This window comes from Streptomyces griseoluteus (assembly GCF_004784465.1).
Lineage (GTDB): Bacteria > Actinomycetota > Actinomycetes > Streptomycetales > Streptomycetaceae > Streptomyces > Streptomyces griseoluteus.
Window position 1 is genome coordinate 169,598 of sequence record NZ_SRRU01000001.1, and the last position, 20,095, is coordinate 189,692.

Here is a 20,095-nt window from a genome sequence, read left to right on the forward strand (position 1 = left end):
ATCGTCCGATATCGGACGAGGACTGAGAAATGGGAATCCGCAAGTACAAGCCGACTACGCCGGGCCGTCGTGGCGCCAGCGTCGCCGACTTCGTCGAGGTCACGCGGTCCACGCCGGAGAAGTCGCTGGTCCGCCCCCTGCACAGCAAGGGCGGCCGTAACAACGCCGGTCGTGTGACCGTTCGCCACCAGGGTGGCGGACACAAGCGCGCCTTCCGAGTGATCGACTTCCGTCGTCACGACAAGGACGGCGTGCCGGCGAAGGTCGCGCACATCGAGTACGACCCCAACCGCACCGCGCGCATCGCGCTGCTGCACTACGCGGACGGCGAGAAGCGCTACATCCTCGCCCCGCGCAACCTGCAGCAGGGCGACCGCGTCGAGAACGGTCCGGGCGCCGACATCAAGCCGGGCAACAACCTGGCGCTCCGCAACATCCCGGTCGGTACCACGATCCACGCGATCGAGCTCCGTCCCGGTGGCGGTGCCAAGTTCGCCCGCTCCGCCGGTGCGTCCGTGCAGCTCCTTGCGAAGGAGGGCTCCATGGCCCACCTCCGCATGCCGTCCGGCGAGATCCGTCTCGTCGACGTGCGCTGCCGCGCCACCGTCGGTGAGGTCGGCAACGCCGAGCAGAGCAACATCAACTGGGGTAAGGCCGGCCGTAAGCGGTGGCTGGGCGTTCGCCCGACCGTCCGTGGTGTGGTCATGAACCCGGTCGACCACCCGCACGGTGGTGGTGAGGGCCGGACCTCCGGTGGTCGCCACCCTGTGTCCCCGTGGGGCAAGAAGGAAGGCCGTACTCGTTCGCCCAAGAAGGCGTCGAACAAGTACATCGTCCGCCGCCGCAAGACGAACAAGAAGCGCTAAGGACGGGTTGAGATGCCTCGTAGCTTGAAGAAGGGACCCTTCGTCGACGACCACCTGATCAAGAAGGTGGACGTCCAGAACGAAGCCGGTTCCAAGAACGTCATCAAGACCTGGTCCCGTCGCTCGATGATCGTCCCGGCGATGCTGGGCCACACGATCGCGGTGCACAACGGCAAGACCCACATCCCGGTGTTCGTCACCGAGTCGATGGTCGGCCACAAGCTCGGCGAGTTCTCGCCGACCCGCACCTTCCGCGGCCACGTCAAGGACGACCGGAAGTCGAAGCGCCGCTAGTAGCGGATCGCATTCAGACACGTAAGTAACTGAGAGGGACAACCATGGAAGCCAGGGCCCAGGCGCGGTACATCCGCGTTACGCCCATGAAGGCCCGCCGCGTGGTGGACCTTATCCGTGGCATGGATGCCACGGAGGCTCAGGCTGTTCTGCGATTCGCTCCGCAGGCAGCCTCCGTGCCGGTCGGCAAGGTGCTCGACAGCGCCATCGCCAACGCCGCGCACAACTACGACCACACCGACGCCGACAGCCTCTTCATTTCCGAGGCCTACGTCGACGAGGGCCCGACCCTGAAGCGGTTCCGGCCGCGCGCCCAGGGCCGTGCCTACCGGATCCGCAAGCGGACCAGCCACATCACCGTGGTCGTCAGCAGCAAGGAAGGAACCCGGTAATGGGCCAGAAGGTAAACCCGCACGGGTTCCGGCTCGGTGTCACGACCGACTTCAAGTCGCGTTGGTACGCCGACAAGCTGTACAAGGACTACGTCAAGGAAGACGTGGCCATCCGTCGCATGCTGACGCAGGGCATGGAGCGCGCGGGCATCTCCAAGGTGGAGATCGAGCGCACCCGTGACCGTGTCCGCGTCGACATCCACACCGCGCGTCCGGGCATCGTCATCGGCCGCCGCGGTGCGGAGGCCGACAAGATCCGCGGTCAGCTGGAGAAGCTGACGGGCAAGCAGGTCCAGCTGAACATCCTCGAGGTCAAGAACCCCGAGACGGACGCTCAGCTCGTGGCCCAGGCCGTCGCCGAGCAGCTTTCCTCGCGTGTCTCCTTCCGCCGTGCCATGCGCAAGAGCATGCAGTCGGCGATGAAGGCCGGCGCCAAGGGCATCAAGATCCAGTGCGGTGGCCGCCTCGGTGGCGCCGAGATGTCCCGCTCGGAGTTCTACCGCGAGGGCCGTGTGCCCCTGCACACGCTCCGCGCGAACGTGGACTACGGCTTCTTCGAGGCCAAGACGACCTTCGGCCGCATCGGCGTGAAGGTCTGGATCTACAAGGGCGACGTCAAGAACATCGCCGAGGTCCGCGCCGAGAACGCTGCGGCCCGTGCGGGTAACCGCCCGGCCCGTGGCGGCGCCGACCGCCCGGCCCGTGGTGGCCGTGGTGGCGAGCGTGGCGGGCGCGGTCGCAAGCCGCAGCAGGCTGCCGGCGCCGAGGCCCCCAAGGCCGAGGCTCCCGCTGCCGCCGCTCCGGCTGAGAGCACCGGAACGGAGGCCTGACCGTCATGCTGATCCCCCGTAGGGTCAAGCACCGCAAGCAGCACCACCCGAAGCGCAGTGGTATGGCCAAGGGTGGCACGCAGGTCGCGTTCGGCGAGTACGGCATCCAGGCGCTGACCCCGGCGTATGTGACGAACCGTCAGATCGAAGCGGCTCGTATCGCCATGACCCGCCACATCAAGCGTGGCGGCAAGGTCTGGATCAACATCTACCCGGACCGTCCCCTCACCAAGAAGCCTGCCGAGACCCGCATGGGTTCCGGTAAGGGTTCCCCGGAGTGGTGGATCGCCAACGTCAAGCCCGGACGCGTCATGTTCGAGCTGTCGTACCCCAACGAGAAGATTGCGCGTGAGGCCCTCACTCGTGCGGCCCACAAGCTGCCGATGAAGTGCCGGATCGTCAAGCGCGAGGCAGGTGAAGCGTGATGTCGGCCGGTACCAAGGCGTCCGAGCTGCGCGAGCTGGGCAACGAGGAGCTTCTTGCGAAGCTCCGCGAGGCCAAGGAAGAGCTGTTCAATCTCCGCTTCCAGGCGGCGACTGGTCAGCTCGAGAACCACGGCCGTCTGAAGGCGGTCCGCAAGGACATCGCGCGGATCTACACCCTGATGCGCGAGCGTGAGCTGGGCATCGAGACGGTGGAGAACGCATGAGCGAGAAGAACGTGACTGAGAACGCAGAGGCCCGCGGCTTCCGCAAGACCCGTGAGGGTCTCGTCGTCAGCGACAAGATGGACAAGACCGTCGTCGTCGCCGTCGAGGACCGCGTGAAGCACGCGCTGTACGGCAAGGTCATCCGCCGTACGAACAAGCTCAAGGCCCACGACGAGCAGAACGCCGCCGGCGTCGGCGACCGTGTCCTCCTCGCGGAGACCCGGCCGCTGTCCTCGACGAAGCGCTGGCGCATCGTCGAGATCCTCGAGAAGGCCAAGTAATCCCTGCGGGGCTTTGACCCGCAGATAGATTCGCCGTCTCGGCGAGGGGCTCCGTGAGTCGACTCACGGGCCCCCTCGCCGGGAAACCGGTGGGGCTGCGTGAATCACCAGCGCTTGGCGCGTGTGTGACTCACGCGGCCCGCCGGGCGGCCATGTAATTCCTGCGGGAGTTCACCCGCAGGAGAGTTCCGCCAGGCTCTCCGGGCTCAACCCCCGGAGGGAACCGGCAGACAAACAGGAGATAGACGTGATCCAGCAGGAGTCGCGGCTGCGTGTCGCCGACAACACTGGTGCGAAGGAGATCCTTTGCATCCGTGTGCTCGGTGGCTCCGGTCGCCGCTACGCGGGCATCGGTGACGTCATCGTCGCCACCGTCAAGGACGCGATCCCCGGCGGCAACGTGAAGAAGGGTGACGTCATCAAGGCGGTCATCGTTCGCACCGTCAAGGAGCGCCGCCGTCCGGACGGCTCGTACATCCGCTTCGACGAGAACGCCGCTGTCATTCTCAAGAACGACGGCGACCCTCGCGGCACCCGTATCTTCGGCCCCGTCGGCCGTGAGCTGCGCGAGAAGAAGTTCATGAAGATCATCTCGCTCGCGCCGGAGGTGCTGTAAGCATGAAGATCAAGAAGGGCGACCTGGTCCAGGTCATCACCGGCAAGGACAAGGGCAAGCAGGGCAAGGTCATTGCCGCTTACCCGCGCGACGAGCGTGTCCTGGTCGAGGGTGTCAACCGGGTCAAGAAGCACACCAAGGCCGGCCCCACCGCCAGCGGTTCGCAGGCGGGCGGCATCGTCACGACCGAGGCGCCCATCCACGTCTCCAACGTCCAGCTGGTCGTTGAGAAGGATGGCAACAAGGTCGTCACGCGTGTCGGCTACCGCTTCGACGACGAAGGCAACAAGATCCGCGTTGCCAAGCGGACGGGTGAGGACATCTGATGGCTACCACCACCACTCCGCGTCTGAAGACGAAGTACCGCGAGGAGATCGCGGGCAAGCTGCGTGACGAGTTCAAGTACGAGAACGTCATGCAGATCCCCGGCCTCGTCAAGATCGTGGTCAACATGGGTGTGGGCGACGCCGCCCGCGACTCCAAGCTGATCGAGGGCGCCATCCGCGACCTCACCACGATCACCGGTCAGAAGCCGGCCGTCACCAAGGCCCGCAAGTCCATCGCGCAGTTCAAGCTGCGCGAGGGTCAGCCGATCGGTGCCCACGTCACGCTCCGTGGCGACCGCATGTGGGAGTTCCTGGACCGCACCCTGTCGCTGGCGCTTCCGCGCATCCGCGACTTCCGCGGCCTGTCCCCCAAGCAGTTCGACGGCCGTGGCAACTACACCTTCGGTCTCACGGAGCAGGTCATGTTCCACGAGATCGACCAGGACAAGATCGACCGCGTCCGGGGTATGGACATCACCGTGGTCACCACGGCGACCAACGACGCTGAGGGCCGCGCGCTCCTTCGTCACCTCGGCTTCCCGTTCAAGGAGGCGTGAGCGAGATGGCGAAGAAGGCTCTTATCGCTAAGGCTGCTCGCAAGCCCAAGTTCGGTGTGCGTGGCTACACGCGCTGCCAGCGCTGCGGCCGTCCGCACTCCGTGTACCGCAAGTTCGGCCTCTGCCGCGTGTGCCTTCGTGAGATGGCTCACCGTGGCGAGCTGCCGGGCGTGACCAAGAGCTCCTGGTAATCCCCTTAAACAGGGATTCCTGAAGCTCTCGGTAAGCAACTGGGTCGACAGGGGCCCGCCCCCACATGCCGTAGGCTTGCGGGGTCGGGCGTCTGTCGCGCCCGTACGACTTACTACGCCGTAGGTCCACCGCGCCGCACCCGTCCCGTCTCGGATCGGGGAGAGGGATGGCGCACCAGGAAACCCCGGCGAGAGAGGCCGAAGGCCAATTCATGACCATGACTGATCCGATCGCAGACATGCTTACGCGTCTGCGGAACGCGAACTCGGCATACCACGACTCCGTGACGATGCCGTCCTCGAAGATCAAGTCTCACATCGCAGAGATCCTCCAGCAGGAGGGCTTCATCACGGGCTGGAAGGTCGAGGACGCCGAGGTCGGCAAGAACCTCGTCCTGGAGCTGAAGTTCGGCCCCAACCGTGAGCGCTCCATCGCGGGGATCAAGCGCATCTCCAAGCCCGGTCTCCGGGTTTACGCGAAGTCCACCAACCTGCCGAAGGTGCTCGGCGGCCTGGGCGTGGCGATCATCTCCACGTCGCACGGTCTCCTCACCGACAAGCAGGCCGGCAAGAAGGGCGTGGGTGGGGAAGTCCTCGCCTACGTCTGGTAACGGAAGGGAACGGAGGAAACAGCTATGTCGCGTATTGGCAAGCTCCCCATCACGGTTCCCGCCGGCGTGGACGTCACCATCGACGGCCGTACGGTCGCGGTCAAGGGCCCCAAGGGCTCGCTGACCCACACCGTCGTCGCGCCGATCGACATCGTCAGGGATGAGGACGGCACCCTCGCGGTGACCCGTCCCAACGACGAGCGTCAGAACAAGGCCCTGCACGGCCTGTCCCGCACGCTGGTGGCGAACATGATCACCGGCGTGACCCAGGGTTACGTGAAGAAGCTCGAGATCAGCGGTGTCGGTTACCGCGTCACGGCCAAGGGCTCGAACCTCGAGTTCGCGCTCGGCTACAGCCACCCGATCGTCGTCGAGGCGCCCGAGGGCATCACCTTCAAGGTGGAGAGCCCGACCCGCTTCCAGGTCGAGGGCATCGACAAGCAGAAGGTCGGCGAGGTTGCGGCCAACATCCGCAAGCTGCGCAAGCCCGACCCGTACAAGGCCAAGGGTGTCAAGTACGAGGGCGAAGTCATCCGCCGCAAGGTCGGAAAGGCGGGTAAGTAAGCCATGGCATACGGACAGAAGATCCTCAAGGGCGACGCCTACAAGCGCGCCGCGATCAAGCGCCGCCACATCCGGATTCGCAAGAACATCTCCGGTACGGCGGAGCGTCCGCGTCTGGTCGTGACCCGCTCCAACCGTCACATCGTGGCGCAGGTGATCGACGACCTCAAGGGCCACACCCTGGCCTCCGCGTCCACGCTGGACGCGTCGGTCCGGAGCGGCGAGGGCGACAAGTCGGCGCAGGCCAAGCAGGTCGGCGCCCTGGTCGCCGAGCGTGCCAAGGCCGCCGGCGTCGAGGCTGTCGTGTTCGACCGTGGTGGCAATCAGTACGCCGGGCGCATCGCCGCCCTGGCGGACGCCGCCCGCGAAGCCGGCCTGAAGTTCTGAGCCGGTTCCGTAGCTAGCGGAAACAGAGAGAGGTAATTCCAATGGCTGGACCCCAGCGCCGCGGTGGCGGTGCCGGTGGCGGCGAGCGGCGGGACCGGAAGGGCCGTGACGGCGGCGCAGCCGCCGCCGAGAAGACCGCTTACGTTGAGCGCGTTGTCGCGATCAACCGTGTCGCCAAGGTTGTGAAGGGTGGTCGTCGCTTCAGCTTCACCGCGCTGGTCGTGGTGGGCGACGGTGACGGCACCGTGGGTGTCGGTTACGGCAAGGCCAAGGAGGTGCCGGCCGCCATCGCCAAGGGTGTTGAGGAGGCCAAGAAGCACTTCTTCAAGGTCCCCCGTATCCAGGGCACCATCCCGCACCCCATCCAGGGTGAGAAGGCTGCCGGCGTCGTGCTGCTCAAGCCCGCGTCCCCGGGTACCGGTGTTATCGCCGGTGGTCCGGTGCGTGCCGTGCTCGAGTGCGCCGGTATCCACGACATCCTGTCGAAGTCCCTGGGCTCCGACAACGCGATCAACATCGTGCACGCCACCGTGGCGGCCCTCAAGGGCCTGCAGCGTCCCGAGGAGGTCGCGGCCCGCCGCGGTCTGCCGCTCGAGGACGTCGCCCCCGCGGCTCTGCTGCGTGCGCGTGCCGGGGCTGGTGCGTAATGGCACAGCTCAAGATCACGCAGGTCAAGTCCTACATCGGCAGCAAGCAGAACCACCGCGACACCCTGCGTTCCCTTGGTCTCAAGGGGATCAACACGCAGGTCGTCAAGGAGGACCGCCCCGAGTTCCGCGGCATGGTGCACACCGTCCGCCACCTCGTGACGGTCGAGGAGGTCGACTGATCATGGCGGAGCAGAACCCGCTCAAGATCCACAACCTCCGTCCGGCCCCCGGCGCCAAGACCGCCAAGACCCGTGTCGGTCGTGGTGAGGCGTCGAAGGGTAAGACGGCCGGTCGTGGTACCAAGGGCACGAAGGCCCGTTACCAGGTTCCGGAGCGCTTCGAGGGTGGCCAGATGCCCCTCCACATGCGTCTCCCGAAGCTGAAGGGCTTCAAGAACCCGTTCAAGACCGAGTTCCAGGTCGTGAACCTCGAGAAGCTGGCCGCGCTCTACCCCGAGGGTGGCGAGGTCACCGTCGAGGGTCTGGTGGCCAAGGGTGCCGTTCGCAAGAACAGCCTCGTCAAGGTCCTGGGCCAGGGCGAGATCTCCGTGGCGCTGCAGGTGACGGTCGACGCCGTCTCCGGTTCCGCCAAGGAGAAGATCACCGCTGCCGGCGGTACGGTCACCGAGCTGGTCTGAGGCCCTCAAGGGTCCCTCAAGGTCACTCGATGACGTAGACGATCCCGACCGGGGATACCCCACAATGGGGTATCCCCGGTTGGTCGTTCCTAGGGGGGCGGTGTCGCCGGTAAGGTGGCCAGCGCTGTTCCCTTCCACTTATTCGTCGAACCTCTAGACCGTCACCCTTGACGCAGTTGCGCGGGGGTCGCAGGAGGCACCGTGCTCACCGCGTTCGCCCGGGCGTTCAGGACGCCCGACCTGCGCAAGAAGCTGCTCTTCACGCTGGGCATCATCGTGGTCTACCGGGTCGGTACCCACATCCCGATCCCCGGCGTCAATTACAAGGCCGTCCAGACCTGCGTGACCGAGGCCTCCGGCAACCAGGGCCTGTTCGGTCTGGTCAACATGTTCAGTGGTGGAGCGCTGCTCCAGATCACGATCTTCGCCCTCGGCATCATGCCGTACATCACGGCGAGCATCATCCTTCAGCTCCTCACGGTGGTGATCCCGCGTCTGGAGGCCCTCAAGAAGGAGGGTCAGTCCGGCACCGCGAAGATCACGCAGTACACCCGCTACCTGACCGTGGCGCTCGCCATCCTGCAGGGCACCGGCCTGGTGGCCACCGCCCGCAGCGGCGCGCTGTTCAGCGGCTGCACCGTCGCCGGGAACATCGTCCCGGACCAGGCGATCTTCACCACGATCACCATGGTGATCTGCATGACCGCCGGTACGGCGCTGGTGATGTGGCTCGGTGAGCTGATCACCGACCGCGGCATCGGCAACGGCATGTCGATCCTGATGTTCATCTCGATCGCCGCGACCTTCCCGTCCGCGCTGTGGGCCATCAAGAAGCAGGGCACGCTGGCCGGCGGCTGGATCGAGTTCGGCACCGTCATCCTGGTCGGCCTGGTCATGGTCGCGCTCGTGGTCTTCGTGGAGCAGGCCCAGCGCCGCATCCCGGTGCAGTACGCCAAGCGGATGATCGGCCGCCGGTCCTACGGGGGTACGTCGACGTACATCCCGCTGAAGGTCAACCAGGCCGGTGTGATCCCGGTCATCTTCGCCTCGTCGCTGCTCTACATCCCGGCACTGATCGCGCAGTTCGCCGGCGGCGACTCGGGCTGGAAGCGCTGGATCACGGCGAACCTGACCAAGGGCGACCACCCGATCTACATCTCGCTGTACTTCCTTCTCATCGTGTTCTTCGCGTTCTTCTACGTGGCGATCTCCTTCAACCCCGAGGAAGTCGCCGACAACATGAAGAAGTATGGTGGCTTCATTCCGGGTATCCGGGCCGGCCGGCCGACCGCTGAGTACCTCAGTTACGTGCTCAACAGGATCACCTGGCCGGGCTCGCTGTATCTGGGTCTGATCGCTCTCGTACCGACGATGGCGTTGGTTGGCTTCGGAGCAAGTCAGAACTTCCCCTTCGGCGGGACCAGCATCCTGATCATCGTGGGTGTCGGACTCGAGACGGTGAAGCAGATCGAGAGCCAGCTCCAGCAGCGCAATTACGAAGGGTTCCTCCGCTGATGCGTATCGTCCTCGTCGGGCCGCCGGGTGCCGGTAAGGGAACGCAAGCCGTCCGTCTCGCCGAGAAGCTGGGCGTACCGCACATCTCCACGGGCGACCTGTTCCGCTTCAACATCTCTCGGCAGACGGAGCTGGGCAAGCTGGCCAAGTCCTACATGGACGCGGGCAACCTCGTCCCGGACGAGGTCACCATCGCCATGGCCAAGGACCGCATGGAGCAGCCGGACGCCAAGAACGGCTTCCTGCTCGACGGCTTCCCGCGCAACGTCTCCCAGGCCCAGGCGCTGGACGAGCTGCTGCAGAGCAAGGGCATCAAGCTGGACGCCGTCCTGGACCTGGAGGTCCCGGAGGAAGAGGTCGTCAAGCGGATCGCCGGCCGGCGCATCTGCCGCAACGACTCCTCGCACGTGTTCCACGTGACGTACAGCGGGTCGAAGAAGGAAGGCGTCTGCGACGTCTGTGACGGCGAGCTGTACCAGCGCGACGACGACTCCGAGGACACCGTCCGCAAGCGGCTCGAGGTCTACCACACGCAGACCGAGCCGATCATCGACTACTACAAGGCGCAGGGGCTCGTCGTGACGATCCCCGCCCTGGGCCCGGTGGAGGAGATCACCAAGCGGGCGCTGGAGGCACTCAAGCGCGAGAAGGCCGGCAGCGAGTAAGACCCCCGGTCCTTCCGGCCGCGGTGCCCGACGTGGGTGCCGCGGCCGTAGTGTTGTGCAGGTAACCCAGTCGGTGACGAGTGACGGAGAGCGCAGGCCCCCCATGGTGCAGATCAAGACCCCCGAGCAGATCGCGAAGATGCGGGCGGCGGGCCTGGTCGTCGCCGCGATCCACGCGGCCACCCGCGAGGCGGCGGTGCCCGGCGCGTCCACCAAGGATCTGGACGACGTGGCGCGCAAGGTGCTGGACGAGCACGGCGCGAAGTCGAACTTCCTCGGGTACGGCGGGTTCCCCGCGACCATCTGCACCTCGGTCAACGACGTGGTGGTGCACGGCATCCCCTCCGAGAACGTCGTCCTGAACGACGGCGACATCATCTCCATCGACTGCGGCGCCATCGTGGACGGCTGGCACGGTGACGCGGCCTACACCGCCTTCGTCGGCTCGGGGCACGCGCCGGAGCTGGTCGAGCTGTCGCGGGTGACCGAGGAATCGATGTGGGCGGGGATCGCCGCGATGAAGCTGGGCAACCGGCTGGTCGACATCTCCCGCGCGATCGAGACCTACATCCGCCGGCAGCCGAAGCCGGGCGGCGGCAAGTACGGCATCGTCGAGGACTACGGCGGCCACGGCATCGGCACCGAGATGCACATGGACCCGCACCTGCTGAACTACGTCGAGCGGCGCCGCGGCAAGGGCCCCAAGCTGGTCCCCGGCTTCTGCCTCGCCATCGAGCCCATGGTCTCCCTCGGCACCCCCCGCACGAAGGTCCTCGAGGACGACTGGACCGTCATCACCACGGACGGCACCTGGTCCTCCCACTGGGAACACTCGGTGGCCCTCACGGACCAGGGCCCGCTGGTCCTGACGGCCCCGGACGGCGGCAAGGCGAAGCTCGCCGAGTACGGCGTCACGGCCGCTCCTGATCCGCTCGCATAAGGATCAGTGGTATGGGGCAGAATCCTTCGATTCGTTTTTCCGGGTGGCCTGACGTAGACTGACTCGTCGGCTCTCGTGCACCCGCATGTCCGCATGCGCCCGTAAGGGAAAAGCGTGAGAGTCGATCAAGGTAGTCGATTCGAAGGGCGAAGCGTGGCCAAGAAGCAAGGTGCCATCGAGATCGAGGGCACTGTCGTCGAGTCTCTGCCGAACGCCATGTTCAAGGTCGAGCTCCAGAACGGCCACCAGGTCCTGGCTCACATCAGCGGCAAGATGCGTATGCACTACATCCGCATCCTCCCTGACGACCGGGTCGTGGTGGAGCTGTCTCCGTACGACCTGACGCGTGGCCGGATCGTCTACCGGTACAAGTAGATCTTGCCCGCATCCCGGTTCGCGCCGGGGTGATGGCACTGACCCGGAGAACCTCACCCCATGAAGGTCAAGCCGAGCGTCAAGAAGATCTGCGACAAGTGCAGGGTGATCCGCCGTCACGGCCGGGTCATGGTCATCTGCGACAACCCGCGCCACAAGCAGCGCCAGGGCTGACGCAGGGCCGAACCCTCTGCACTCATCGCAGAGTTTCGCGCGACGCAAGCTGAATTGTTCATACGCAGAGCCCGAGCCAACCAGCTCGACACCCTCGGTCGGAGGCCGAGGACCCGGTTCGTACCTCGTACGGCGGCCGGGACCCGGTTCTGTGGAAGACCTCCGAAGAATCACCAGGAGCCATTGAATGGCACGCGTTTCCGGTGTTGACATCCCGCGCGAAAAGCGCGTGGAGGTCGCCCTCACCTACGTGTTCGGCATCGGCCGGACCCTCTCCCAGGAGACGCTGGCTGCGACCGGCGTCGACCCGAACACCCGCGTCCGCGACCTGAGCGAAGAGCAGCTCGTCGCGATCCGCGAGTACGTGGACAACAACATCAAGACCGAGGGTGACCTCCGTCGCGAGATCCAGGCCGACATCCGCCGCAAGGTCGAGATCGGTTGCTACCAGGGTCTCCGTCACCGTCGCGGCCTGCCCGTCCGCGGTCAGCGCACCAGCACCAACGCCCGCACCCGCAAGGGCCCGCGTCGCGCCATCGCCGGCAAGAAGAAGCCGGGCAAGAAGTAGTCCTCAGCGGACAACGCTTCACCAGCGGTCTTCGCTGTAGGACCGACCACCTCCCCGTAGGAGTTTGTAGATGCCCCCCAAGGGACGTCAGGGCGCTGCCAAGAAGGTGCGCCGCAAGGAAAAGAAGAACGTCGCTCACGGCCACGCGCACATCAAGAGCACGTTCAACAACACGATCGTCTCGATCACGGACCCGTCCGGCAACGTGATCTCCTGGGCCTCCGCCGGCCACGTCGGCTTCAAGGGTTCCCGGAAGTCGACGCCGTTCGCCGCGCAGATGGCCGCCGAGTCGGCTGCCCGCCGCGCCCAGGAGCACGGCATGCGCAAGGTCGACGTGTTCGTCAAGGGTCCGGGTTCCGGTCGTGAGACCGCGATCCGCTCCCTGCAGGCCACGGGCCTCGAGGTCGGCTCCATCCAGGACGTCACCCCGACCCCGCACAACGGCTGCCGCCCGCCGAAGCGCCGCCGCGTCTGACGCACAGCGCTCCGCTGCGTCAAGCGGTTCCGGGCGGTACGGCTCCTCACGGGGCCGTGCCGCCCGTACCCTTGCAGTACCAAGTCGGGCGTCAAATAGCGGGCGCCCCTGACTGAAGGATTCACACATGCTGATCGCTCAGCGTCCCTCGTTGACCGAAGAGGTCGTCGACGAGTTCCGCTCCCGGTTCGTGATCGAGCCGCTGGAGCCGGGCTTCGGTTACACCCTCGGCAACTCCCTCCGCCGTACCCTCCTCTCCTCGATCCCCGGTGCCGCTGTCACCAGCATCCGGATCGACGGCGTCCTGCACGAGTTCACCACCGTGCCGGGTGTCAAGGAGGACGTCACCGACCTGATCCTCAACATCAAGCAGCTGGTCGTCTCCTCGGAGCACGACGAGCCGGTCGTGATGTACCTGCGCAAGCAGGGTCCGGGTCTGGTCACCGCCGCCGACATCGCGCCCCCGGCCGGTGTCGAGGTGCACAACCCCGACCTCGTCCTCGCCACGCTCAACGGCAAGGGCAAGCTGGAGATGGAGCTTACCGTCGAGCGCGGTCGCGGCTACGTCTCCGCCGTGCAGAACAAGCAGGTGGGCCAGGAGATCGGCCGTATCCCGGTCGACTCCATCTACTCGCCGGTTCTCAAGGTCACGTACAAGGTCGAGGCCACGCGTGTCGAGCAGCGCACCGACTTCGACAAGCTGATCGTCGACGTCGAGACCAAGCAGGCGATGCGTCCCCGTGACGCCATGGCCTCCGCCGGTAAGACCCTGGTCGAGCTGTTCGGTCTCGCGCGCGAGCTGAACATCGACGCCGAGGGCATCGACATGGGTCCGTCCCCGACGGACGCCGCGCTGGCGGCCGACCTCGCGCTGCCGATCGAGGAGCTCGAGCTCACCGTTCGGTCGTACAACTGCCTCAAGCGTGAGGGCATCCACTCCGTGGGTGAGCTCGTCGCCCGCTCCGAGGCCGACCTGCTCGACATCCGTAACTTCGGTGCGAAGTCCATCGACGAGGTCAAGGCCAAGCTCGCGGGCATGGGCCTGGCGCTCAAGGACTCGCCTCCCGGGTTCGACCCGACCGCCGCTGCCGACGCGTTCGGTGCCGATGACGACGCTGACGCCGGTTTCGTGGAGACCGAGCAGTACTGATTCGGCTGCCGGTCCGTCGTGGCTGGTCGCGCAGTTCCCCGCGCCCCTCTGGGGCGCGGACCACTCCGGGCATCTGAGAAGAGGCTCGGATCTCCGACAGGCGACCGCCTGCTCGGATACTGACCTCGGTACCTGACACGGCCGGGGCAGAACACTAGGAGAAACATCATGCCGAAGCCCTCCAAGGGTGCCCGTCTGGGCGGCAGCGCCGCGCACGAGAAGCTGCTCCTCGCGAACCTCGCGAAGAGCCTCTTCGAGCACGGCCGCATCACCACCACCGAGGCGAAGGCGCGCCGTCTGCGCCCGTACGCCGAGCGTCTGGTCACCAAGGCGAAGAAGGGCGACCTTCACAACCGCCGTCAGGTGCTCCAGGTGATCACGGACAAGAGCGTCGTCCACACGCTCTTCGCCGAGATCGGCCCGCGCTACGAGAACCGCCCCGGTGGTTACACCCGCATCACCAAGATCGGTAACCGCCGTGGCGACAACGCGCCCATGGCTGTCATCGAGCTGGTCGAGGCGCTGACGGTCGCGCAGCAGGCCACCGGTGAGGCCGAGGCCGCCACCAAGCGTGCGGTCAAGGAGTCCGAGGAGGCGAAGGTCGAGCAGACCGAGGCCACCGAGGCTCCCGCCGAGCCCGCCGTGGAAACGGCTGACGAAGGCGGCAAGGACGCCTGAGGCTGACGCCTGAGAAGCGGGTCCGTCCCTGTGGGGGCGGGCCCGCTTTCACGTTTTCCACCAGCACGGCGCCCTTGAGAGGATTCCCGCGTGAGTGACGAAGCACAGCCCGGCCATGTCCGCATCCGCCTCGACCTGTCCTACGACGGCACCGACTTCCACGGGTGGGCCAAGCAGGCCGGCGGCCGGCGGACCGTACAGGGCGAGATCGAGGACGCCCTGCGCACGGTGACCCGGTCGAAGGAGACGTACGAGCTGACGGTGGCCGGGCGGACGGACGCCGGGGTGCACGCGCGCGGCCAGGTCGCCCATGTCGACCTGCCGGAGGCGGTGTGGGCCGAGCACCGGGAGAAGCTGCTGAAGCGGCTCGCGGGCCGGCTGTCCAAGGACGTACGGGTCTGGTCCCTGACCGAGGCCCCGCCCGGCTTCAACGCCCGGTTCTCGGCCGTCTGGCGGCGCTACGCGTACCGCGTCACCGACAACCCCGGCGGTGTCGACCCGCTGCTGCGGAACCACGTCCTGTGGCACGACTGGCCGTTGGACGTGGACGCGATGAACGAGGCGGCCCGCGCCCTGCTGGGCGAGCACGACTTCGCCGCGTACTGCAAGAAGCGCGAGGGCGCGACCACCATCCGCACCCTGCAGGAGCTGAGCCTGGTGCGCGGGGCGGACGGCGTGATCACGGCCACCGTGCGCGCGGACGCCTTCTGCCACAACATGGTGCGCTCGCTGATCGGCGCCCTGCTGTTCACCGGTGACGGGCACCGGGGGCCCGAGTGGCCGGGGAAGGTGCTGGCGGCCGGGGTGCGGGACTCCGCGGTGCACGTGGTGCGGCCGCACGGGCTGACGCTGGAGGAGGTCGGCTACCCCGCCGACGAGCTGCTGGCCGCCCGGAACAAGGAGGCGCGCAACCGGCGCTCGCTGCCGTCGGCGGGCTGCTGCTGAGGCGGGCGGGGGAGTACCGGCGGGGGAACGCGGGCGGCCGCTACTGGTTCGCGGCCGCCGACGCCTGGGCCTCGCCGCGCCGCCGGATCTGGCGGAAGGAGAACTGGGCCAGGTCGTTGCCGGCCGCGAACACCTTGGTGTCCTTGGTCGTCACGTCCTTGCCGTTGGTGAACCCGGCGATGGTGAAGTAGGCGTACCGGCCGAGGGTGTTGGTGGTGGAGCGGCAGATCGCGGAGTCGCAGAACGCCTTGACGCCCTTGCCGGGCAGCGCGGCGACGATGCTCTTCTTGTCGGCGCGGTCCTTGAAGCGCTGGGCGTCGGTGTCGTTGTCGAAGACGGCGACGCCCACGGTGACGGCCACGCCGTCCTTCACATAGCTGACCCGCATCAGCCGGGTGCACTTCCCCGCGGCGAGGGCCTGGGCCAGGGTGCCGCCGGCGCCGGACGCGCAGTCCTTGCTGTCGCTGGTGGCGCCCTTCTTGTACACCGTCTCGCCCATGGTGAGCTGGGTGCCGGGGAACAGGGTCTCCGGGCTCAGCGGGGCGGTGTCCTTGTTGGCGCTGGCTATGAAGTCCTTCGGGTCCAGCGGCGGGGGCGCGCTGGTCGGGGCGAAGGAGGGGGCCGTGGTCGCCGTGCCGCCCGGCAGGGACGCGGTCGCGGGCAGGCTGGAGGGACCGCCCGCCCGGCTGTCCCCGCCCGCGTTCGACACGGCCATGGCGACGGCGGTGCCGATCGCGCCCGTGGCGAGCACGCCGCCCGCGATGAGCAGCACCTTGCGACGCTTCTTACGGTTCTCCGAGGCGTCCGCGAGCGCGGCCCAGTCCGGGGTTCCGTCGTCGTCGCCGCTCTTCCACGGCTGCTGGGATTGAGGTGTCCAAGGGTCCCACTGAGACTGGGGACCCCCCTGCCCGTAACTCATGGGGCGCATCTTAGAGGGGGCCGCGAGGTCCCGGCGCGCCCGAGGGGAGCGGGTACGAAGGCGATACGGGGACCTTCGGCGCACGGGGGAACATTGCGGCCGGGAGGATTTCCGGCAAGCTCGTTTTGACCCGTCCGGGGGCGGCCCGGTAACCTGGCTCCTCGTTGTGTATTGGCTTGCTCATTCTCACGGGACGGGCCCTTACACCGGTCCACCGGGCCGATGACCAGCGATCAGCACGCGGTTGCGTCACCGCAGTGCGATCGAGGCTGTCGTGATCGTTTCGGTGACCTGTTCAGGACCATTCACTCGAAGCGAAGGCTACGAACCGTGCGTACGTACAGCCCCAAGCCCGGCGATGTGACGCGCCAGTGGTACGTCATCGACGCTCAGGACATCGTCCTGGGTCGTCTCGCCACCACCGCCGCGACCCTTCTCCGGGGCAAGCACAAGCCGATCTACGCGCCGCATGTCGACACCGGTGACTTCGTCATCGTCGTCAACGCCGACAAGGTGCACCTGTCCGGCAACAAGCGGACCCAGAAGATGGCTTACCGTCACTCCGGCTACCCGGGTGGTCTGCGCTCCGTCCGTTACGACGAGCTGCTGGACAAGAACCCCGAGAAGGCCGTCGAGAAGGCCGTCAAGGGCATGCTCCCCAAGAACTCCCTTGGCCGTCAGATGCTCTCGAAGCTGAAGGTCTACAAGGGTGACCAGCACCCGCACGCTGCCCAGCAGCCGGTGCCGTTCGAGATCACCCAGGTCGCGCAGTAATACCGGCCACCCTTTAAGACTGAAGAGAATCTGAGGAGAATCGTGGCCGAGACCACCCCCGAGCAGCCGCTCGAAGAGACTGAGCTCGTCGACATCGAGAGCTACACCACCGAGACCGAGCTCCCCGTCGAGGGCGAGTACACGTCGGAGTCCCTCGCGTCCCGCTTCGGCGAGCCCCAGCCGGCCGCCGGCCTGGGCCGCCGCAAGAACGCCATCGCCCGCGTCCGGATCGTTCCGGGCACCGGCAAGTGGAAGATCAACGGTCGCACCCTCGAGGACTACTTCCCGAACAAGGTGCACCAGCAGGAAGTCAACGAGCCCTTCAAGGTGCTCGAGCTCGAAGGCCGCTACGACGTTGTCGCCCGCATCGCGGGTGGCGGTGTCTCCGGTCAGGCCGGTGCGCTCCGTCTCGGTGTCGCCCGTGCGCTGAACGAGGCGGACGTCGACAACAACCGCGGCGCCCTGAAGAAGGCCGGGTTCCTCAAGCGCGACGACCGTGCGGTCGAGCGCAAGAAGGCCGGTCTCAAGAAGGCCCGCAAGGCTCCGCAGTACAGCAAGCGCTAAACAGCGGCGCTTCGCGCGTACTCCGAACGCCCCGGCGGCACGCCCTGTGTGCCGCCGGGGCGTTCGTTTATCTCCGCCAAGGGCGTATAACGACACAAGACGCTCAAAGTCTTGTGTGATCGGATGCTCGGGCGCATGCCATGATTCCTGGCAGCAGTGACGCTTTCTCGGGAGGACAAGTGGGACGACTCTTCGGTACCGACGGCGTGCGTGGCGTCGCCAACGCGGACCTGACGGCCGAGATGGCGCTCGGCCTGTCCGTCGCGGCGGCGCACGTGCTGGCCGAGGCGGGCACGTTCGAGGGCCATCGGCCGACCGCCGTGGTGGGGCGTGACCCGCGCGCGTCCGGGGAGTTCCTGGAGGCCGCCGTCGTCGCGGGCCTCGCCAGCGCGGGCGTGGACGTGCTCCGCGTCGGCGTGCTGCCCACGCCCGCCGTCGCCCACCTGACCGGTGCCCTCGGCGCCGACCTCGGTGTGATGCTGTCCGCCAGCCACAACGCGATGCCGGACAACGGCATCAAGTTCTTCGCCCGCGGCGGCCACAAGCTCGCGGACGAGCTGGAGGGCCGTATCGAGGCCGTCTACGAGTCGCACCGCCACGGCGAGCCCTGGCAGCGCCCCACCGGCGCCGGGGTCGGCCGGGTCCGCGACTACGAGGCGGGCTTCGAGACCTATGTCACCCACCTGCTGTCGGTGCTGCCCAACCGGCTCGACGGGCTGAAGATCGTCCTGGACGAGGCGCACGGCGCGGCCGCCGGTGTCTCCCCGGAGGCGTTCTCCCGCGCCGGTGCGACCCTCGTCACCATCGGTGCCGAGCCGAACGGCCTCAACATCAACGACGGCTGCGGCTCGACCCACCTGGACCTGCTGAAGGCCGCCGTGCTGGAGCACGGCGCGGACCTCGGCATCGCGCACGACGGTGACGCCGACCGCTGTCTGGCCGTGGACCACACCGGCGAGGAGGTCGACGGCGACCAGATCCTCGCCGTGCTGGCGCTGGCGATGCGGGAGCGTTCCGAGCTGTCCGCCGACACCGTCGTGGCCACCGTCATGTCCAACCTGGGCTTCAAGCTCGCCATGGAGCGGGCCGGCATCCGCCTGGTGCAGACGGCCGTGGGCGACCGGTACGTGCTGGAGGAGATGAAGGAGCACGGCTACGCCCTCGGCGGCGAGCAGTCCGGGCACGTCATCATCCTGGACCACGCCACCACCGGTGACGGCACGCTGACCGGCCTGCTGCTGGCGGCACGGGTCGCCGAGACCGGCCGGACGCTGCGTGAGCTGGCGTCGGTGATGGACCGGCTGCCGCAGGTGCTGGTCAACGTCCCGGACGTGGACCGCTCCCGGGTGGGGACCTCGGCCGACCTCGCGGCCGCCGTGGGTGAGGCCGAGCGTGAACTCGGCCAGACCGGGCGGGTGTTGCTGCGCCCCTCGGGCACGGAGCCGCTGGTGCGGGTGATGGTGGAGGCCGCGGACATCGACCAGGCCCGCACGATCGCCGGACGGCTGGCGGACGCGGTCAAGTCGGCGCTGGGCTAAGCCGCTTCGGGCTTCCCCGGCTTCGGGCCCTTCCTGCCCATCCTGGCCCAGAACGCCTTCTGGGCCAGGAGGGTCAGCACGCCCGCCACCACGATGCCGAACAGGTTCAGCAGCAGTTGCTCGCTGGAGCCGACGGTCTGCGTGGTGTCGCCGTAGGCGAGGGCCACGGCGGCGTTCGCGGCGGCCGGGACGGTGGTGACCGAGATGGCCACGCCGACCAGGGCGCCGGACTTGGCCGAGGTCAGCGAGAGCGTCCCCGCCGCGCCCGCGAGCAGCGCGACGATGAACGAGAAGGGGTCCGGCGCGTACACGAACCCGGTGTTCGGCCGGTCGCCCTCCAGCTTGGCCTCGCTGAACTGTCCGGCGGCGTCCATCAGCACGCTGAAGCCGACGGTGAGGGCCATGGCCACGGCGAAGCCGACGACCAGCGCCACCAGCGAGCGGAACGCCAGCCGGGGCTTCCTGCGCACCAGCGCGGTACTGATCCCCGCCAGCGGCCCGAACTCCGGGCCCACCGCCATCGCGCCCACGATCAGCACCGCGTTGTCCAGCACCACACCGCAGGCCGCGATCATCGTGGCGATGGTGAGGAAGGCGACGTAGGTCACCGAGAGGGTGGACTCCTCGTGGGTCTCCTCGACCAGGTGCTGCCACAGCACGGCGTCCGCGGCCTCGCCGGGCGCGTCCTTCTCGGCCTGCTCGGCGCGCCGGGACAGCGACAGGGCGATGTCGTCCGCGGCGATGGAGCCCGAGTGGTCGATGCCGAGCTGCTGGAGCCGGGAGAGCAGGCCGTCGCCCGCCTCCCGTGCCACGTCGCACATCACCACGTCCCCGGCCGGGTCGCGGGCGGCGCCGGGCAGGACGACGAGGTGGGTGGCGCCGACCGTGGACTCGATCAGGCGCACCACCTCGTCCGTGCGGTCGGACGGGACGATCAGACGCAGATGCAGCATGCGCCCATCCA

The 20,095-nt window shown here is 67.4% G+C and carries 32 protein-coding genes; 30 read left to right on the forward strand and 2 right to left on the reverse strand.

Translation table 11 applies throughout. From position 1 onward, the window contains the following. Positions 1–29 precede the first annotated feature (29 nt). The 27 genes from rplB (at position 30) to truA (ending at position 15,336) form a co-directional block, all read left to right on the forward strand. Complete coding sequence (gene rplB, locus E5082_RS00870; RefSeq protein WP_086690003.1) at positions 30–866, forward strand: 50S ribosomal protein L2; 837 nt, start codon at positions 30–32, stop codon at positions 864–866. Positions 867–878: 12 nt separating this feature from the next. After that, a complete protein-coding gene (gene rpsS / locus E5082_RS00875) occupies positions 879–1,160 on the forward strand; it encodes a 30S ribosomal protein S19 (RefSeq protein ID WP_030619138.1) in 282 nt (93 codons plus the stop codon). A gap of 44 nt (positions 1,161–1,204) precedes the next feature. Next, positions 1,205–1,552 carry a 50S ribosomal protein L22 gene (gene rplV / locus E5082_RS00880; protein WP_003974262.1) on the forward strand — a complete coding sequence of 116 codons (348 nt, stop codon included), beginning with the start codon at positions 1,205–1,207 and terminating at the stop codon, positions 1,550–1,552. Continuing rightward, positions 1,552–2,382: a 30S ribosomal protein S3 gene (gene rpsC, locus E5082_RS00885; protein WP_030811675.1), complete on the forward strand. Its 831-nt coding sequence runs from the start codon at positions 1,552–1,554 to the stop codon at positions 2,380–2,382. The genes rplV and rpsC overlap by 1 nt, the downstream gene beginning before the upstream one ends. Before the next feature lie 5 nt (positions 2,383–2,387). Beyond that, positions 2,388–2,807 carry a 50S ribosomal protein L16 gene (gene rplP, locus E5082_RS00890; protein ID WP_030811678.1) on the forward strand — a complete coding sequence of 140 codons (420 nt, stop codon included), beginning with the start codon at positions 2,388–2,390 and terminating at the stop codon, positions 2,805–2,807. Further along, positions 2,807–3,031, forward strand: coding sequence for a 50S ribosomal protein L29 (gene rpmC / locus E5082_RS00895; protein WP_007494763.1), 225 nt, complete (start codon positions 2,807–2,809; stop codon positions 3,029–3,031). The genes rplP and rpmC overlap by 1 nt, the downstream gene beginning before the upstream one ends. Then, positions 3,028–3,312 carry a 30S ribosomal protein S17 gene (rpsQ, locus tag E5082_RS00900; RefSeq protein ID WP_030811683.1) on the forward strand — a complete coding sequence of 95 codons (285 nt, stop codon included), beginning with the start codon at positions 3,028–3,030 and terminating at the stop codon, positions 3,310–3,312. Before rpmC ends, rpsQ begins: the two co-directional genes overlap by 4 nt. A 247-nt stretch (positions 3,313–3,559) precedes the next feature. Then, entirely contained in the window at positions 3,560–3,928 is a 369-nt protein-coding gene (gene rplN / locus E5082_RS00905; RefSeq protein ID WP_003992364.1) for a 50S ribosomal protein L14, read from the forward strand. A gap of 2 nt (positions 3,929–3,930) precedes the next feature. Further along, positions 3,931–4,254, forward strand: a complete 324-nt coding sequence (gene rplX / locus E5082_RS00910) for a 50S ribosomal protein L24 (protein WP_018543913.1) — start codon at positions 3,931–3,933, stop codon at positions 4,252–4,254. Continuing rightward, positions 4,254–4,811: a 50S ribosomal protein L5 gene (rplE, locus tag E5082_RS00915; RefSeq protein ID WP_007494758.1), complete on the forward strand. Its 558-nt coding sequence runs from the start codon at positions 4,254–4,256 to the stop codon at positions 4,809–4,811. The genes rplX and rplE overlap by 1 nt, the downstream gene beginning before the upstream one ends. A gap of 5 nt (positions 4,812–4,816) precedes the next feature. Continuing rightward, positions 4,817–5,002, forward strand: a complete 186-nt coding sequence (locus E5082_RS00920; protein WP_003948630.1) for a type Z 30S ribosomal protein S14 — start codon at positions 4,817–4,819, stop codon at positions 5,000–5,002. A 212-nt stretch (positions 5,003–5,214) separates the two neighbouring features. Beyond that, a complete protein-coding gene (gene rpsH, locus E5082_RS00930; protein ID WP_030811690.1) occupies positions 5,215–5,613 on the forward strand; it encodes a 30S ribosomal protein S8 in 399 nt (132 codons plus the stop codon). Positions 5,614–5,637: 24 nt separating this feature from the next. Then, positions 5,638–6,177 (forward strand): 50S ribosomal protein L6, encoded by a 540-nt coding sequence (rplF, locus tag E5082_RS00935; protein WP_030811694.1) that lies wholly within the window; start codon positions 5,638–5,640, stop codon positions 6,175–6,177. 3 nt (positions 6,178–6,180) lie between these two features. Further along, a complete protein-coding gene (rplR, locus tag E5082_RS00940; protein ID WP_030811697.1) occupies positions 6,181–6,564 on the forward strand; it encodes a 50S ribosomal protein L18 in 384 nt (127 codons plus the stop codon). A gap of 41 nt (positions 6,565–6,605) precedes the next feature. Continuing rightward, a complete protein-coding gene (gene rpsE / locus E5082_RS00945; RefSeq protein ID WP_007494753.1) occupies positions 6,606–7,211 on the forward strand; it encodes a 30S ribosomal protein S5 in 606 nt (201 codons plus the stop codon). Next, positions 7,211–7,393 (forward strand): 50S ribosomal protein L30, encoded by a 183-nt coding sequence (gene rpmD, locus E5082_RS00950; RefSeq protein WP_003974250.1) that lies wholly within the window; start codon positions 7,211–7,213, stop codon positions 7,391–7,393. The genes rpsE and rpmD overlap by 1 nt, the downstream gene beginning before the upstream one ends. A gap of 2 nt (positions 7,394–7,395) precedes the next feature. Further along, a complete protein-coding gene (rplO, locus tag E5082_RS00955) occupies positions 7,396–7,851 on the forward strand; it encodes a 50S ribosomal protein L15 (RefSeq protein ID WP_031180865.1) in 456 nt (151 codons plus the stop codon). A 201-nt stretch (positions 7,852–8,052) separates the two neighbouring features. Continuing rightward, positions 8,053–9,366: a preprotein translocase subunit SecY gene (secY, locus tag E5082_RS00960; protein WP_135783686.1), complete on the forward strand. Its 1,314-nt coding sequence runs from the start codon at positions 8,053–8,055 to the stop codon at positions 9,364–9,366. Further along, entirely contained in the window at positions 9,366–10,031 is a 666-nt protein-coding gene (locus tag E5082_RS00965) for an adenylate kinase (protein WP_135789395.1), read from the forward strand. Before secY ends, E5082_RS00965 begins: the two co-directional genes overlap by 1 nt. 103 nt (positions 10,032–10,134) lie before the next feature. Continuing rightward, entirely contained in the window at positions 10,135–10,971 is an 837-nt protein-coding gene (gene map, locus E5082_RS00970) for a type I methionyl aminopeptidase (RefSeq protein ID WP_135789396.1), read from the forward strand. Between the two features lie 153 nt (positions 10,972–11,124). Next, a complete protein-coding gene (gene infA, locus E5082_RS00975) occupies positions 11,125–11,346 on the forward strand; it encodes a translation initiation factor IF-1 (RefSeq protein WP_003948620.1) in 222 nt (73 codons plus the stop codon). Positions 11,347–11,406: 60 nt separating this feature from the next. Continuing rightward, positions 11,407–11,520 carry a 50S ribosomal protein L36 gene (gene rpmJ / locus E5082_RS00980; RefSeq protein ID WP_003974245.1) on the forward strand — a complete coding sequence of 38 codons (114 nt, stop codon included), beginning with the start codon at positions 11,407–11,409 and terminating at the stop codon, positions 11,518–11,520. 187 nt (positions 11,521–11,707) lie between these two features. Continuing rightward, complete coding sequence (gene rpsM / locus E5082_RS00985; protein WP_030811707.1) at positions 11,708–12,088, forward strand: 30S ribosomal protein S13; 381 nt, start codon at positions 11,708–11,710, stop codon at positions 12,086–12,088. Between the two features lie 70 nt (positions 12,089–12,158). Further along, the gene (gene rpsK / locus E5082_RS00990) at positions 12,159–12,563 is read left to right on the forward strand and encodes a 30S ribosomal protein S11 (protein WP_003956432.1); all 405 of its coding nucleotides are present in this window, start codon (positions 12,159–12,161) and stop codon (positions 12,561–12,563) included. Between the two features lie 127 nt (positions 12,564–12,690). Next, a complete protein-coding gene (locus E5082_RS00995; RefSeq protein WP_003966937.1) occupies positions 12,691–13,713 on the forward strand; it encodes a DNA-directed RNA polymerase subunit alpha in 1,023 nt (340 codons plus the stop codon). 168 nt (positions 13,714–13,881) lie between these two features. Continuing rightward, on the forward strand, positions 13,882–14,391 hold the full coding sequence (gene rplQ, locus E5082_RS01000) for a 50S ribosomal protein L17 (protein WP_135789397.1): 510 nt from the start codon (positions 13,882–13,884) through the stop codon (positions 14,389–14,391). Between the two features lie 90 nt (positions 14,392–14,481). Then, positions 14,482–15,336, forward strand: a complete 855-nt coding sequence (truA, locus tag E5082_RS01005; protein WP_135789398.1) for a tRNA pseudouridine(38-40) synthase TruA — start codon at positions 14,482–14,484, stop codon at positions 15,334–15,336. 40 nt (positions 15,337–15,376) lie between these two features. On the opposite strand, the gene E5082_RS01010 is transcribed toward truA, so the two are convergent. Beyond that, a complete protein-coding gene (locus E5082_RS01010; RefSeq protein WP_135789399.1) occupies positions 15,377–16,255 on the reverse strand; it encodes a hypothetical protein in 879 nt (292 codons plus the stop codon). A 330-nt stretch (positions 16,256–16,585) separates the two neighbouring features. On the opposite strand from E5082_RS01010, the gene rplM reads away from it, so the two are divergent. The 3 genes from rplM to glmM all read left to right on the forward strand — a co-directional run bounded on the left by rplM (position 16,586) and on the right by glmM (position 19,131). Continuing rightward, positions 16,586–17,029 carry a 50S ribosomal protein L13 gene (gene rplM, locus E5082_RS01015; RefSeq protein ID WP_030811719.1) on the forward strand — a complete coding sequence of 148 codons (444 nt, stop codon included), beginning with the start codon at positions 16,586–16,588 and terminating at the stop codon, positions 17,027–17,029. 42 nt (positions 17,030–17,071) lie between these two features. After that, positions 17,072–17,593 (forward strand): 30S ribosomal protein S9, encoded by a 522-nt coding sequence (gene rpsI, locus E5082_RS01020; RefSeq protein ID WP_086692746.1) that lies wholly within the window; start codon positions 17,072–17,074, stop codon positions 17,591–17,593. A gap of 179 nt (positions 17,594–17,772) precedes the next feature. Continuing rightward, entirely contained in the window at positions 17,773–19,131 is a 1,359-nt protein-coding gene (gene glmM, locus E5082_RS01025) for a phosphoglucosamine mutase (RefSeq protein ID WP_135789400.1), read from the forward strand. Here glmM and E5082_RS01030 read toward each other — a convergent pair. Beyond that, positions 19,128–20,084, reverse strand: a complete 957-nt coding sequence (locus tag E5082_RS01030) for a DUF389 domain-containing protein (protein ID WP_135789401.1) — start codon at positions 20,082–20,084, stop codon at positions 19,128–19,130. The genes glmM and E5082_RS01030 overlap by 4 nt on opposite strands. Positions 20,085–20,095: the final 11 nt, after the last annotated feature.

Coding starts and splice junctions, on each gene's coding strand:
- E5082_RS00920 (WP_003948630.1), top strand. CDS start 4,817: ATGGCGAAGAAGGCTCTTATCGCTAAGGCTGCTCGCAAGCCCAAGTTC.
- rplO (WP_031180865.1), top strand. CDS start 7,396: ATGGCGGAGCAGAACCCGCTCAAGATCCACAACCTCCGTCCGGCCCCC.
- rpsC (WP_030811675.1), top strand. CDS start 1,552: ATGGGCCAGAAGGTAAACCCGCACGGGTTCCGGCTCGGTGTCACGACC.
- rplV (WP_003974262.1), top strand. CDS start 1,205: ATGGAAGCCAGGGCCCAGGCGCGGTACATCCGCGTTACGCCCATGAAG.
- rplE (WP_007494758.1), top strand. CDS start 4,254: ATGGCTACCACCACCACTCCGCGTCTGAAGACGAAGTACCGCGAGGAG.
- rpmC (WP_007494763.1), top strand. CDS start 2,807: ATGTCGGCCGGTACCAAGGCGTCCGAGCTGCGCGAGCTGGGCAACGAG.
- rpsM (WP_030811707.1), top strand. CDS start 11,708: ATGGCACGCGTTTCCGGTGTTGACATCCCGCGCGAAAAGCGCGTGGAG.
- rpmJ (WP_003974245.1), top strand. CDS start 11,407: ATGAAGGTCAAGCCGAGCGTCAAGAAGATCTGCGACAAGTGCAGGGTG.
- rpsE (WP_007494753.1), top strand. CDS start 6,606: ATGGCTGGACCCCAGCGCCGCGGTGGCGGTGCCGGTGGCGGCGAGCGG.
- rpsH (WP_030811690.1), top strand. CDS start 5,215: ATGACCATGACTGATCCGATCGCAGACATGCTTACGCGTCTGCGGAAC.
- rplX (WP_018543913.1), top strand. CDS start 3,931: ATGAAGATCAAGAAGGGCGACCTGGTCCAGGTCATCACCGGCAAGGAC.
- rpsS (WP_030619138.1), top strand. CDS start 879: ATGCCTCGTAGCTTGAAGAAGGGACCCTTCGTCGACGACCACCTGATC.
- rpsK (WP_003956432.1), top strand. CDS start 12,159: ATGCCCCCCAAGGGACGTCAGGGCGCTGCCAAGAAGGTGCGCCGCAAG.
- rplB (WP_086690003.1), top strand. CDS start 30: ATGGGAATCCGCAAGTACAAGCCGACTACGCCGGGCCGTCGTGGCGCC.
- rplP (WP_030811678.1), top strand. CDS start 2,388: ATGCTGATCCCCCGTAGGGTCAAGCACCGCAAGCAGCACCACCCGAAG.
- rplQ (WP_135789397.1), top strand. CDS start 13,882: ATGCCGAAGCCCTCCAAGGGTGCCCGTCTGGGCGGCAGCGCCGCGCAC.
- E5082_RS01010 (WP_135789399.1), bottom strand. CDS start 16,255: ATGAGTTACGGGCAGGGGGGTCCCCAGTCTCAGTGGGACCCTTGGACA.
- rpmD (WP_003974250.1), top strand. CDS start 7,211: ATGGCACAGCTCAAGATCACGCAGGTCAAGTCCTACATCGGCAGCAAG.
- E5082_RS00995 (WP_003966937.1), top strand. CDS start 12,691: ATGCTGATCGCTCAGCGTCCCTCGTTGACCGAAGAGGTCGTCGACGAG.
- E5082_RS00965 (WP_135789395.1), top strand. CDS start 9,366: ATGCGTATCGTCCTCGTCGGGCCGCCGGGTGCCGGTAAGGGAACGCAA.
- rplF (WP_030811694.1), top strand. CDS start 5,638: ATGTCGCGTATTGGCAAGCTCCCCATCACGGTTCCCGCCGGCGTGGAC.
- E5082_RS01030 (WP_135789401.1), bottom strand. CDS start 20,084: ATGCTGCATCTGCGTCTGATCGTCCCGTCCGACCGCACGGACGAGGTG.
- map (WP_135789396.1), top strand. CDS start 10,135: ATGGTGCAGATCAAGACCCCCGAGCAGATCGCGAAGATGCGGGCGGCG.
- rplR (WP_030811697.1), top strand. CDS start 6,181: ATGGCATACGGACAGAAGATCCTCAAGGGCGACGCCTACAAGCGCGCC.
- rpsQ (WP_030811683.1), top strand. CDS start 3,028: ATGAGCGAGAAGAACGTGACTGAGAACGCAGAGGCCCGCGGCTTCCGC.